Source organism: Microbacterium caowuchunii, from assembly GCF_008727755.1.
GTDB lineage: Bacteria > Actinomycetota > Actinomycetes > Actinomycetales > Microbacteriaceae > Microbacterium > Microbacterium caowuchunii.
Genome location: NZ_CP044231.1, coordinates 114,428 through 127,173, shown reverse-complemented (window position 1 = coordinate 127,173; position 12,746 = coordinate 114,428). Strand labels below are relative to the sequence as shown.

The 12,746-nt window shown below is 71.3% G+C and carries 13 protein-coding genes; 6 read left to right on the top strand and 7 right to left on the bottom strand.

Features of this window, described 5'->3' with window-relative positions; all coding sequences use genetic code 11:
* Positions 1 to 78: 78 nt before the first annotated feature.
* A complete protein-coding gene (locus tag F6J84_RS00575; RefSeq protein ID WP_150970520.1) occupies positions 79 to 435 on the bottom strand; it encodes a sterol carrier family protein in 357 nt (118 codons plus the stop codon).
* A 177-nt stretch (positions 436 to 612) separates the two neighbouring features.
* On the opposite strand from F6J84_RS00575, the gene purD reads away from it, so the two are divergent.
* Positions 613 to 1,884, top strand: a complete 1,272-nt coding sequence (gene purD / locus F6J84_RS00570; RefSeq protein ID WP_150970518.1) for a phosphoribosylamine--glycine ligase — start codon at positions 613 to 615, stop codon at positions 1,882 to 1,884.
* A gap of 3 nt (positions 1,885 to 1,887) precedes the next feature.
* Here the strand turns inward: purD and F6J84_RS00565 are convergent, their stop codons facing one another.
* Positions 1,888 to 2,142, bottom strand: coding sequence for a DUF2695 domain-containing protein (locus F6J84_RS00565; RefSeq protein ID WP_275094036.1), 255 nt, complete (start codon positions 2,140 to 2,142; stop codon positions 1,888 to 1,890).
* A 91-nt stretch (positions 2,143 to 2,233) separates the two neighbouring features.
* Positions 2,234 to 3,715: a DHA2 family efflux MFS transporter permease subunit gene (locus tag F6J84_RS00560; protein WP_150970514.1), complete on the bottom strand. Its 1,482-nt coding sequence runs from the start codon at positions 3,713 to 3,715 to the stop codon at positions 2,234 to 2,236.
* 306 nt (positions 3,716 to 4,021) lie between these two features.
* On the opposite strand from F6J84_RS00560, the gene F6J84_RS00555 reads away from it, so the two are divergent.
* Together F6J84_RS00555 and F6J84_RS00550 are read left to right on the top strand one after the other, a co-directional pair.
* Complete coding sequence (locus tag F6J84_RS00555) at positions 4,022 to 4,951, top strand: phosphoribosylaminoimidazolesuccinocarboxamide synthase (protein WP_150970512.1); 930 nt, start codon at positions 4,022 to 4,024, stop codon at positions 4,949 to 4,951.
* A gap of 99 nt (positions 4,952 to 5,050) precedes the next feature.
* Complete coding sequence (locus tag F6J84_RS00550) at positions 5,051 to 6,373, top strand: uracil-xanthine permease family protein (protein ID WP_150970510.1); 1,323 nt, start codon at positions 5,051 to 5,053, stop codon at positions 6,371 to 6,373.
* Between the two features lie 117 nt (positions 6,374 to 6,490).
* On the opposite strand, the gene F6J84_RS00545 is transcribed toward F6J84_RS00550, so the two are convergent.
* On the bottom strand, positions 6,491 to 7,486 hold the full coding sequence (locus tag F6J84_RS00545) for a LacI family DNA-binding transcriptional regulator (RefSeq protein WP_150970508.1): 996 nt from the start codon (positions 7,484 to 7,486) through the stop codon (positions 6,491 to 6,493).
* 75 nt (positions 7,487 to 7,561) lie between these two features.
* On the bottom strand, positions 7,562 to 9,001 hold the full coding sequence (locus tag F6J84_RS00540) for a GH1 family beta-glucosidase (protein WP_150970506.1): 1,440 nt from the start codon (positions 8,999 to 9,001) through the stop codon (positions 7,562 to 7,564).
* 112 nt (positions 9,002 to 9,113) lie between these two features.
* Between F6J84_RS00540 and purS the strand changes: the two genes are divergently transcribed.
* From purS to F6J84_RS00525, 3 genes are all read left to right on the top strand, one after another.
* A complete protein-coding gene (gene purS / locus F6J84_RS00535; protein WP_150892884.1) occupies positions 9,114 to 9,362 on the top strand; it encodes a phosphoribosylformylglycinamidine synthase subunit PurS in 249 nt (82 codons plus the stop codon).
* A complete protein-coding gene (gene purQ / locus F6J84_RS00530; RefSeq protein ID WP_150970504.1) occupies positions 9,359 to 10,066 on the top strand; it encodes a phosphoribosylformylglycinamidine synthase subunit PurQ in 708 nt (235 codons plus the stop codon). Before purS ends, purQ begins: the two co-directional genes overlap by 4 nt.
* Positions 10,067 to 10,359: 293 nt before the next feature.
* A complete protein-coding gene (locus F6J84_RS00525; protein WP_150970502.1) occupies positions 10,360 to 11,271 on the top strand; it encodes a 2-hydroxyacid dehydrogenase in 912 nt (303 codons plus the stop codon).
* A 6-nt stretch (positions 11,272 to 11,277) separates the two neighbouring features.
* Here the strand turns inward: F6J84_RS00525 and F6J84_RS00520 are convergent, their stop codons facing one another.
* Together F6J84_RS00520 and F6J84_RS00515 are read right to left on the bottom strand one after the other, a co-directional pair.
* On the bottom strand, positions 11,278 to 12,090 hold the full coding sequence (locus tag F6J84_RS00520) for a hypothetical protein (protein ID WP_150970500.1): 813 nt from the start codon (positions 12,088 to 12,090) through the stop codon (positions 11,278 to 11,280).
* Positions 12,091 to 12,146: 56 nt separating this feature from the next.
* Positions 12,147 to 12,734, bottom strand: coding sequence for a nucleotidyltransferase family protein (locus F6J84_RS00515; protein ID WP_150970498.1), 588 nt, complete (start codon positions 12,732 to 12,734; stop codon positions 12,147 to 12,149).
* Positions 12,735 to 12,746 lie beyond the last annotated feature (12 nt).

Below are 12,746 nucleotides of genomic sequence, written 5' to 3'. Positions count from 1 at the left end.
GTGCACGGGACGGGTTAGGAATGCCTAACCTTCTCAAAGGTACTTCACCCCGGGCGGGGACACAAAACCGGGACGCGGTCAGGGACGCAGCGGAAGCAGGTGCGAGATGTCCGCACGGGTGCCGGAGGCCATGATGCGGCCGTCGGCATCCGCATCCGACCACGCCGTCCGCCCGGTGGCGAGGGCGACCCATGTCGCCGGGTCGGTCTCGACCACGTTGGGAGGTGTGCCACGGGTATGGCGGGGTCCCTCGATCACCTGGACGGCGCCGAAGGGAGGCACGCGCACCTCCACGGTCTGCCCCGGAGCCTTCTCGACCAGGAGCTGCAGCAGGTACCGCACGGCGGTCGCGAGGTCGGTGCGGGCGGGCTTGTCCGCCTCGGCGACGGCCGCCAGAGCCGCCCGGCCGTCCTCTGTGGAGATTCGGCGGACCATGCCCCCACGGTACCCCGACACAACTCCTGCAGATCGGTGCGCGGCGCCGAGCGGATGAGGTTCATCCGCGGTTCTGCAGGAGTTGTGCGGGGGTGAAGGCGGGGATGGCCGGACAGGCGGGGCCGGGAGAGGCAGGCCGGGCGGGCGCCGAGCGGTCGGCGTCGCTAGGCTGGCGGCGTGAGAATCCTGGTCCTCGGTTCGGGCGCGCGCGAGCACGCCATCATCCTGGCGCTCCGGGCGGAGGACACGGCGCACGACGTCTTCGCCGCCCCCGGGAACGCCGGCATCGCGCGCGACGCCACCATCGTCGACCTCGACCCGAACGACCCGGCCGCCGTCACCGTGTTCGCGGGCGAGCACGCGATCGACCTGGTCGTCATCGGACCGGAGGCCCCGCTCGTCGCCGGCGTCGCCGATGCCCTGCGCGAGCGAGGCATCCCCGCCTTCGGGCCGAGCAAAGCCGCCGCGCAGCTCGAGGGGTCGAAGGCCTTCGCCAAGCGGATCATGGAGTCCGCCGGCGTGCCGACCGGTCGCGCTGTCCGCGCACACACCCTCGAAGAGGTGACCGCAGCCCTCGCCAGCCTGGGCGCCCCGCACGTCGTCAAGGCCGACGGACTCGCCGCGGGCAAGGGCGTCATCGTCACGCCGGACCGGGATGCAGCCCTGGCACATGCCGAGAGCTTCCTGCAGAGCGGTCCGGTGCTGGTCGAGGAGTTCCTCGACGGCCCCGAGGTCTCCCTCTTCTTCCTCAGCGACGGCGACACCGTGCGTCCCCTCAGCCCGGCACAGGACTACAAGCGTCTCGGCGACGGCGACGACGGCCCGAACACGGGCGGCATGGGCGCATACTCCCCCCTCCCCTGGCTGAGCGAACGCTTCGGCGGGGAGGAAGAGTTCGTGGATCTCGTCACCCGGACGGTGGCGGAACCGGTGATCCGGCAGCTGGATGCGGACGGCACCCCCTTCATCGGGCTGCTCTACGCGGGCCTCATCCTCACCGATCGCGGAATCAAGGTGATCGAGTTCAACGCCCGGTTCGGTGACCCGGAGACGCAGGTCGTCCTGCCTCGCCTGATCGACCCGCTGTCCCGGCTCCTGCTGTCCGCGGCATCCGGGACCCTCGAGCAGGAGCCGCGGCCGGCATTCGCCGAGGCGACGGCCGTCACGGTGGTGCTCGCGAGCGAGGGGTACCCCGCCGCGCCGATCACCGGACGCACGATCGCCGGTCTGGAAGCGGCCGAGGCGGTCGAGGGCGTGCACCTGGCGCACGCAGCCACAGCCGAACGCGACGGCACCCTCGTGGCCACCGGCGGACGGGTGCTCAACGTCGTCGCCCTGGGTTCCACCTTCCGCGAGTCCCGCGATCGCGCCTACCAGGCGATGGACCGGATCGAGCTCGAGGGCGGGCAGCACCGTACCGACATCGCCGCGCGGGTAGTCGAGGGCTGACCCTCACCAGCGCCGGGTCCGCCACAGCGCACACGGCTGGATCGTACGCGGCGTGACGCCCCGACAGACAGGGCGCGCGTCGTCGGGGAACGGGACCGCTTCGCGCACCGTGTTGTACAGCACCTCGCAGTCGCAGAAGCCGCCCGCATCCTGCAGTCTTCGCTCCAGCGCACGCGCGCGCGGCATCCGCGCGTCACGGAACCCGGCAGCGAAGCGCAGCGTGCCCGCGCAGCCGAACTCCTCCAGCATCCGCCACACGTAGCAGGCGAGGCATTCGTCCGGCTCGGGTTGCAACCAACGGCGGGCGATATCGCGTACGAGCAGCTCCGCGTGGGAACCGGACGCGGGGTCAGCGCACAGCGGCACCGGCGGCGGGGCGCCGGAGGAACAGCACCGCGACCAGGCCGATGAGCGTCGCGGCGGCGGGCAGGATCACGGCCTGCGCCATCGCCTGCGCGAACGGTCCGGCGACGGAGGGGGCCAGCACACCCCCCGCGAACTCGGCACCCGTCGCCCCCGGCAGGTTCGCCTGGAGCCGCGCCTGCATGAGCGCGGCGATCGCGGCCGTCCCGATGACCGAGCCGATCGTGCGGGTCGTGCTGTACACCCCCGCCCCCGCGCCCGCATCGCGGGGCCGCAGGTTCCGGGTCGCCGTCGTGGCGAGGGGTCCCCACATCGCCGCCTGCCCCATCCCCATCAGCCCGGCCGGGAACAGCATCCACCACGTCGGGGTGTCGACATCCATGAGGGAGGCGTACCAGAGCAGCGCGCCGGCGGAGGCGAGCATGCCGGGGATGAGGAGGAAGCGCGCATCCGTCCGGTCCAGGATCCGTCCGGCCACCGGGGAGAGGAACCCGGCGGCGAGCGCCATGGGCACGAGCAGCAGTCCGGACTCGGCCGGGGTGAGACCGCGCGCGAGCTGCAGATAGAACTGCAAGGGCAGCGCCACGCTCGCGACGCTGAACACCAGCGCCGCGATGGCGATGTTCGCGACGGCGAAGTTGCGGTCGCGGAAGAGCCCCATCGGCACGAGCGGTTCCCGGCGCGTGCGGAACTGCTGCCAGACGAAGCAACCGAGCACCAGCACCCCCGAGGTCACGATCATCCAGATCGTGATGGGGCCGAAGACCGTCCCCCACTCGTAGTGGCTTCCCTCCTGCAGCCCGAAGACGATGAGGAGGAGCCCGAGGCCGCTGAGCACGACGCCCACGACATCGAAACGATGCGCGTGCGTCTCGAGTCGCGGGACGACCAGCCACACCAGGACGAAGCCGACCACACCCACCGGCAGATTGACGAAGAAGATCCATTCCCATCCGAGCGCGTCGACGAGGAGTCCTCCGACGAGGGGCCCCACCAGCATGGCCAATCCGGATGTCGCCCCCCACAGCCCCATCGCCGCGCCCCGTTTCGCGGCGGGGAAGGTCCGCGTGATGACCGCCATGGTCTGCGGCGTCATGAGCGCGGCGCCCACCCCCTGCACAGCGCGCATGGCGATGAGCGTTCCCAGCGAGTCGGAGAGTCCGCATCCGAGCGACGCGAGCGTGAACACGCTCAGCCCGATCAGGTAGATGGCCTTTGGCCCGAACCGGTCCCCGAGCCGGCCCGCGAGGAGCAGCAGCGTGGCGTAGGAGAGCAGGTACGCGCTCGTCACCCACACCACGTCGTCGAGATCGGCGCTGGCCGGATCGAGCGCAGCCTTGATCGCAGGGTTCGCGACGCTCACGATCGTGGTGTCCACCAGGATCATGAAGATCCCGACGACCATCGCCCACAGCGCCGGCCAGGGACTGCGCACGGCCGAGCGAGGGAGGGAGATCGCTGACGTCATCGCCGGTCGGCCTTTCGCTGCCCGGGACTCGGGACCAGCTGGACTCTAGCCAGGTCCCGCCGGCGCCGGCGACATCCATCCCGCCGGGAGGAAGCCCGCCCCGCCCGCGCCCGCCCCGCCCGTGCCCGCCCCGCCCGTGCCCGCCCCGCCGCGCCGCCCGCGCCCCCCGCCACGCCCCGCGAGACTGCATGCGGCGCACGAGACGGACGTGCTCACGCGCAGTCTCGTGGGCCCCGTGCAGTCTCGCGGGAAAAGACGCACCGCGGGTGGACGGGAGCGCGGCCCGTCGAGCGGGATAATGGGCGGGTGACCCACGCCCAGACCCTTCCCGGATGGCGCCATGTGTACTCCGGCAAGGTGCGCGACCTGTACGTCCCGGCGGATCTTCCCGACGGCGCGACCGCCGAACGCATGCTGGTCGTCGCCAGTGACCGGGTGAGCGCGTTCGACCACGTCCTGGACCCGGGGATCCCCGGCAAGGGGGAGCTGCTGACGACGCTCAGCCTGTGGTGGTTCGACCGTCTCGACGGAGGCGACGGGCGACGCCGCATCCCGAACCATCTGGTCCCCGACCGCGTCCTCGGCGACGACGACGAAGCGCACTCCCTGATCCCGGATGCGGTCATCGGGCGCGCCATGCTCGTGCGCGGCCTCGATATGCAACCGGTCGAGTGCGTCGTGCGCGGCTACCTCACCGGTTCGGGCTGGGCGGAGTACCGGGAGACCGGCACCGTCTGCGGGATCCCCCTGGTCGAGGGTCTCCGGAACGGCGACCGCCTGCCGGAGCCGATCTTCACGCCCGCCTACAAGGCACCGATGGGTGAGCACGACGAGAACATCTCCTTCGCGCAGACCGTCGAGCTCGTCGGTGCGGACCGGGCCGAGGAGCTGCGCCGCCTCTCCCTGGAGATCTACGCCCGCGCTGCCGAGACGGCGGAGGAGCACGGCCTCATCCTCGCCGACACGAAGTTCGAGTTCGGCCTGGACGAGAACGGCGTCATGACCCTCGCCGACGAGGTCCTCACCCCGGACTCCTCCCGGTACTGGGATGCGGCGGCCTGGGCGACGGGCACCACACCCGGCGAGCGGATGGCGAGCTTCGACAAGCAGATCGTCCGCGACTGGCTCGCCGAGAACTGGACGAGCCAGGAGGGCACCCCTCCACAGCTCCCCGCCGAGATCGTCCAGCGCACCGCCGCCCGGTACGCCGAACTGCTGCAGCGGCTGACCTCGTGACCTCCGAGCACCGGGGCAACCCCCGCTGACCTGATCCGTCCCACCTCGCGGCGACGCCCGACGACGCGCGACCCGCACCCATCCTCGAGAGGAAGTCGCATGCCCACCTGGAAACTGCACGGCAACGGCCGCACCGTCGCCCCCGGCGCGGTCGTGAAGCCCGATGAACGCCTGAACTGGCCCGGAACGATCGCCATCGGGGCGCAGCACGTCGTCGCGATGTTCGGCGCGACGTTCCTCGTTCCGACCATCACCGGCTTCCCCGTCTCGACCACCCTCCTCTTCTCCGGTATCGGCACGCTCCTGTTCCTGCTGGTGACGAAGAACAAGCTGCCCAGCTACCTCGGGTCCTCGTTCGCGTTCATCGCGCCGGTGACCGCCGCCACGGCGACCGCCGGGATGGGTTCCGCCCTCGCCGGCATCGTGGCCGTCGGCATCCTGCTCGCCCTCGTCGGTGTCATCGTGCAGGTGTCCGGGCTCGGCTGGATCGACAAGCTCATGCCGCCCGTCGTGGCCGGTTCGATCGTCGCGCTGATCGGCTTCAACCTCGCCCCCGCGGCGTGGAACAACTTCCAGCAGGCACCGCTCGTCGCCAGCATCACGCTCGGGTCGATCATCCTGTTCAGCGTGCTGTTCCGCGGGTTCCTCGGCCGGATCTCGATCTTCCTGGGCGTGCTCGTGGGGTACGTCGTCGCCGCCGTGGCCGGCGAACTCGATTTCAGCGCCGTCGCGGATGCGGACTGGATCGGCCTCCCCACCTTCCACATCGCCGACTTCACGGCGCCGGGCACGTGGTCCGCGATCGCGATGTTCCTGCCCGTCGTGCTGGTGCTCATCGCCGAGAACGTCGGCCACGTCCGCGGGGTCGCCACCATGACCGAGGACCCGTCGGTGAACAAGACGACGGGACGGGCGCTCATCGCGGACGGCGTCTCGACCACGGTCGCGGGCCTCTTCGGCGGCTCCGGCACCACCACCTACGGCGAGAACATCGGCGTCATGGCCGCCACGCGGGTCTACTCCACGGCCGCGTACTGGGTCGCCGGCATCGTCGCGGTGCTGCTCAGCCTGTCGCCGAAGATCGGGGCGATCTTCAACTCGATCCCCGGCGGTGTGCTGGGTGGGGCGACCACCGCGCTGTACGGCCTGATCGGCATCATCGGCATCAAGATCTGGGTCGACAACCGCGTCGACTTCTCCCGTCCGGTCAACCAGTACACCGCCGCGGTGGCGCTGGTCATGGCGGTGGCGGGCTTCACCATGAGCTGGGGCGCCTTCGAGCTCGGCGCGATCGTCCTCGCCTCGGCCGCGGCGCTCGTAATCTACCACCTGGGCAACGCGGTCGCCCGGGCGCGCAAGACCGGCGCCGACGACGGCGGGCCCATCCCGGCGGTCGGGCAGCTCGGCGGCGACCCGCAGTAACCCGCACCGCTCCCTCGGGGCCGGTCACACCCGCGCCCCGAGACCATCTCCGGCTCACCTGTCACGAACGCACGGTCGCATCCGCGCGTCGTGACAGGTGAGCCGTTTCGTGCGCGGTCAGGCGGACTCGCGCACGATCAGCTCGGCGGGCATGATCGTCGCGTGCGGAGGCTTGCCGCCCTCGAGCACGTCCAGCAGCACCCGCGCCATCCGCTCGCCCTGCTCGTGCGAGGGCTGACGCATGGTCGTGAGCATCGGGGCGACGCCGGTGGCCACGGGCGAATCGTCGAACCCGATCACGGCGATGTCCTCCGGCACGCGCAGACCCGCGCTCTGCAGCACCCCGATCGCGCCGCGTGCCATGAGATCGCTCGCCACGAACACCGCGTCCGGCCGCTTCCCGGTCAGGATGCTGCGCATCGCCGCCGCACCACCCTCGGCGGTGAAGTCGCCGTCGGCGACGGCCCCCGGTCGCAGCCGAGCGGCCGCCAGCGCCTGCCGGTACCCCTCGAGCCGGTCGACGCTCGCCGCCATCGTCATCGGCCCTGTGATGGTCGCGATCGACCGGTGCCCCTGCCCGATCAGGTACTCGACGGCGTCGCGGGCTCCCTGCGCGTTGTCGATGTCGACGTAGTAGGCGTCCGTGGCGCCGCTGGCCGGGCGCCCGCCGTACACCACCGGCACGGCGGCCGCGATGCGCTCCACGAACGTGTCGTTCGCGTGGTGCGACACCACGATCGCGCCGTCTATGGATCCGCTGCGGACGTAGCCGATCATCTTGTCATCCGGGTCGTTGCTCGCGATCGCGAGCGTCAGCACGTACTCGGATGCCGCGATCGCGGCGTTGATCCCGGACACCGTGGACGCGAAGAACGGGTCTCCGAAGAACCTGTGCAGATCCTCCGGGATGATCACCGCGATGGCCAGCGCCCGGCTGCTCGCGAGCGAACGCGCGGCACGGTTGGGCACGTAGTTGAGCGACTCGATGGCCTGACGGACCGCCTCGGATGCCTCCGGGCTCACCGCCGGGGACCCGTTGACCACGCGGGACACCGTCGATCGGGACACCCCCGCGATACGGGCGACCTCTTCGATCGTCACCGAGCCCACCATTGCGCCACACTCCCCGCGTCATCGCCCGACCGCGACCGGGCGCCTGGACCAGCGCGCCCGGGGGACCTCAGAGGGTCACAGCTCCCGCGCGCGGATGATCCGACTGTACTCGCGAGCACTGTCCTTCGGCGTCCGCTCCTGAGTGTGGTAATCGACCCGGACGATGCCGAAGCGCTTCTCGTACCCCCAGGCCCACTCGTAGTTGTCGAGGAAGGACCAGTAGAAGTACCCGCCGACGTCGACGCCGGCCTCGATGGCGTCCTGGACGGCGGAGAGGTGCGCCGTGAGGAAGTGCGTCCGGGCGTGGTCGTGCACGCGCGGCTCGCCGTCCTCGACGACCAGGATGTCGTCGTAGGCAGCGCCGTTCTCGGTGACGAACAGGCGGGTGCCGGCAGGACGCGCGTACTCGTCGGAAACCCGGCTGAGCAGGCGCGTCAGGGTCGGCGCGTCCACCTCCCAGTGCATCGCGGTCCGCGGAAGACCGCGATCGTGCCAGTGGATGTCGTAGGAGAGGGGGAAGGGCGACTCCGCACGGCGGTCGGTGGGCGCGTCCCCGCTGGCCGGCGGGTTCGCGGGGGCCGTGCCGCCCACGTACTCGCCGTGGTAGTAGTTCACCCCGAGGGTGTCGATCGGGGTGGAGATGATGTCGAGATCCCCGGGCCGGATGGCGGATTCGAGTGCCGCCGCGGCCTCCGGCAGGTGCGTCGCGATGTCGTCCACGATGTCGGCCGGGTACGCCCCGAGGAACACCGGGTCCAGGAACCAGCGGTTGAACTGCCCGTCGATGCGGCGGGCGGCATCCGCATCCGCTGCGTTGTCGGGGTCCACCGGATCGGCGACCGTGAGGTTCAGCGTGATGCCGAGGTTCAGCTCGGAGTCCCGCTCCCGCAGCGCGTTCACGGTCTGGCCGTGCCCGAGCAGCAGGTGGTGCGCCGCGAGGTAGCCCTCGGTCGGCGAGTAGTGGCCGGGGGCGTGGATGCCGGCGGTGTAGCTCAGGAAGGACGAGCACCACGGCTCGTTGAGCGTCGTCCACACCCCGACCCGATCACCCAGCGCGTCGTGCATGTCGAGCGCGTACTCGGTGAACAGGTCCGCCGTGTCGCGGTTGGTCCATCCGCCGCGCTCCTGCAGGGCCTGCGGGAGGTCCCAGTGGTAGAGCGTCAGCCAGGGGAGGATGTCGGCATCCAGCAGTGAATCGACCAGGCGCTTATAGAAGTCGACGCCCTTCTGGTTCAGCGGACCGCCGTCGGGGCGCACGCGCGACCACGAGGTGGAGAACCGGTAGGTCTGCAGTCCGAGCTGCTTCATCAGCGCCACATCGTCGCCGAAGCGGTGGTAGTGGTCGCAGGCGACGTCGCCGTTGTCACCGTTGATGACGGCACCGGGCACGCGGCTGAAAGCGTCCCAGATCGAGTCGCGGCGGCCGTCCTCATGGGCGGCGCCTTCGATCTGGTAGGCCGCCGTCGCGGCGCCGAAGAGGAAGTCCTGGGGGAACGTACGGGGTGTGGAGGGCATGTCGTCGTCCTTTCACTGCACTGTATGGGAGCGCTCTCACGGCTGTCAAGGAGAACACCGGGGACCACTAGACTGGGCAGGCCACGACTCCCGCACCCACTCGGAGCTTCTCATGCCTACGATCGTCGTCGACGTCATGCCCAAGTCCGAACTTCTGGACCCGCAGGGGAAGGCTGTCTCCGGTGCGCTCGCTCGTCTCGGCGTCGAGAGCTTCTCCGCCGTCCGCATCGGCAAGCGATTCGAACTCACCGTGGACGGCGAGGTCGACGAGACGGTGCTGGACGCCGCCCGCCGGATCGCGGACGAGGTGCTCTCGAACTCGGTCATCGAGGACGTGGTCGGCATCGAGGTCGTGGAATGACGATCCGCATCGGCGTCATCACGTTCCCGGGCTCGCTCGACGACCGCGACGCGCAGCGCGCCATCCGCATCGCCGGCGCCGAGCCCGTCGCGCTGTGGCACGGGTCGCACGACCTGGACGGCGTGGATGCGCTGGTGCTGCCCGGAGGATTCAGCTACGGCGACTACCTCCGCGCGGGAGCCATCGCCGCGCTGGCCCCGATCATGTCCGAGGTGAAGGACGCCGCCGAGGCCGGCATGCCGATCCTCGGGATCTGCAACGGCTTCCAGATGCTGGTCGAGGCGCACCTGCTCCCCGGCGGGCTGATCCGCAACGCCAATCAGCAGTTCATCCGGCGCGACCAGCGCCTGCGCGTCGAGAACGCCGACACGGCGTGGACGAACGACTTCCGCCGAGGGCAGGAGATCGTCATCCCGCTCAAGAACGCGGACGGCGGGTTCACGGCGGATGCGGAGACGCTCGCCCGTGTCGAGGGGGAGGGCCTCGTGGCCCTGCGCTACGTCGGGGTGAACCCGAACGGGTCGCTCGACGACATCGCGGGCCTCACCAACGAGCGCGGGAACGTGGTCGGTCTGATGCCGCATCCCGAGCACGCCGTCGAAGCGGGATTCGGTCCCGACACCGCCCAGGCGATGCGTTCCGGCGTCGACGGGCTGGGCTTCTTCACCTCCGCGATCGCCGCCGTCGTCGGCGCCGCGGCCTGACGCCGCACGCGCCGCACGCACGAACCGGGTGACCGGGCCCGAGCCCGTCGCTGCGCGCGGACGCACCCGCGCGGAACCACCGGATTCGGTGGGTGCGCGGGGTTCCCCGGCGGATCGGCCGCTGCCACGATCGGCAGACGCGGTCCCGGATCGCAGTGTGCTCGACCGCGACTACCGGCCGTGGTTCCTGGTGACCACACCGCGAACGAGGGGTGTCCACGTCCACCGGAGTCCTTTCCGGAGCGTGGACACCCCCCGGTTGCGCCGGAGCCCGGCGGACTACCCTCGAGCGGGTGACCAGCCTCGTCGTCTCCGTCCCCACCCCCGAGCTCGCCGCGGACATCGGCCCCGTCCCCGACGGCGTCGAGGTCGTCGTGTGGCCGATGACCGACCCCGCGCCACGCGAGCGCATCGACATGGTCGTCACGCCCTACATGAGCGCCCGCGATGTCGTCGCGGCCCTGGACGGCGTGCGGACGCGTCTCGTGCAGAGCCAGTCGATCGGCTACGAGGACATCGCCGGCCTCCTGCCGCGGGGCACGGTCCTGGCGAACGCCGCGACGGTGCACGAGACGTCCACGGCCGAGCTCGCGGTGGGCCTCGCCCTGGCCGTGCAGCGACACCTCGACCGGTTCGCGCACGACAGGGAATGGTCACGGGTCTTCGCCGACAGCCTCGCCGACCGCCGGGTCACCATCCTCGGCTTCGGCGGGGTGGGCAAGGCCATCGCGGCACGGCTGCTCCCCTTCGAGGTGGAGCTGCGGGCGGTGGCATCGCGGGAGCGGGTGGAGGACGGCGTGCCCGTCGCCGCCATCGACGATCTGCACCAGGTGCTCGCCGAGACCGACATCCTCTTCGTCGCGCTCCCCGGCTCCGACTCGACCCCCCGGATCATCGGCGACGCGGAGCTCTCCGCCCTCCCGGACGGAGCGCTCGTGATCAACGTCGGGCGCGGGTCCCTCATCGACACGGAGGCGCTCGTCGAGCACGTCTCCCGGGGACGCATCCGCGCCGGGCTCGATGTCACGGACCCCGAGCCGCTGCCGGCCGATCACCCGCTCTGGTCGCTCCCGGGTGTGCTGATCTCCCCGCATGTCGGCGGAGCGACGAGCGCCATGCGTCCGCGGATCGCCCGTCTCGTCCGCCGCCAGATCGAGCACCTCGTGCGCGGGGAAGAGCCTGAGAACGTGGTGCTGACCACCTGAGCGTCCTCAGCGCGCTCCGGGGATGTCCCCCTCGTCCACGAGGACCGCGTCGCCTCGGCGCTCGAATCGGATGACCGCGCCGTCCGGGACGTGACGGGTCAGCTCCTGCGGGTAGTCCGACCGCGCGCTGGTGTATCCGGGCGCACCGGTCGCGGGCACGTACACATCCACGATGGGGGAGAGACCGCCGCCCGCACAGTCGGTGAACATCGGGCCGCGCTCGCTGTTCAGCACCACGTGCAGGCAGTACTGCGTCGCGAACACCTCGAGGCCGTGGTACTCGCCGAACGCCCGCACCGTGCCCACCTCCGCCGCCCCCAGCCTGCGGATGAGATCCGGTGAGGCCTCCCCCTCCACGACCGCCATCTGCGCGTCGTGGTGCTGGTCGTCACGGACCCCGAACGGGAGGCTCCAGGCGGTGAGGGTCGTCGCGACCGCCGCCACCGCGATGAGACTCGCGATCCACCCCGCCCGGACACGGGGAGCCAGGACGAGCCCCTGTCGGTGGGTCGGCCGCTCGGCGCCATCCCGATCCCGGGACGGCTCACCCGGGCCTTCGCGTCGGCCTGGCCGGGCCGAAGGATCCCCCGCTTCCGGCCGGGCATGACCATGGGGGCTTCTGCGCGTATCCGGGACGACCCGCGCGCGGGTCCCGCCGAGCGCATGCCCCGGCTCCTCCGGCGACTCTTCCTCGCCGTCCTCGATCCGTTCGAGTTGGCGCAGTCGTGCCAGCGCTTCGGGGTCGGCGTCGATGTCCGCATCCGGACCGTACGCACGGGCTCGAAGCGCTGCCAGTTCGTCATCGGCGACGCCCGCCATGACACCATTGTGCACCGCGCCGGGCATCTCGGGCAGGGGACGACGACCGCCCGGGGTCAGCGGCTGTCGATGTCCTCGCCCGACCAGAGGTCGCCGCACTCGACGCGCTGCGCGCCGTGCTCTGCGAGGTACGTTCCCGCCCCGCGGTCGCCGCGGACGGATGCGGCCACGGCGGCGATGCGGGTCCGCCCGAGGACGACCGGGTGTCCCGGCCGCCCGCCGTAGACGGCCTGCACCAGGGCATGCGGGAGGGGTCCCGCCACCGCCAGTACGCGGCGCACGGCGGCCGCCGGCAGATCGGGGGTGTCGACCGTGATGACGACGACGGCATCCGCTCCGGAGGCATCCGCTCCGGAGACCGCGATGAGTCCGGCGCGGAGCGACGCGGAGAGCCCGTCCGCCCAGTCCGCGACCGGCACGACCTCCGCCTCGCGGGGCACGAGGGCGGCCACCTCGTCTCCCGCGGCCCCCACCGCCACCAGGATCCGGTCGCAGCCGGCGGCGCGCAGCATCCGCACCGCGATGGCGACCCACGACTCCCCCGCAGCGGTCCGCGTGAGACCCTTGGGCTGACCGAAACGCGTCCCCGCACCGGCGGCGAGCACGAGACCGGTGACGGATGCCTCGGCGGCGGTGGGGCGCATGATCACGCCAGC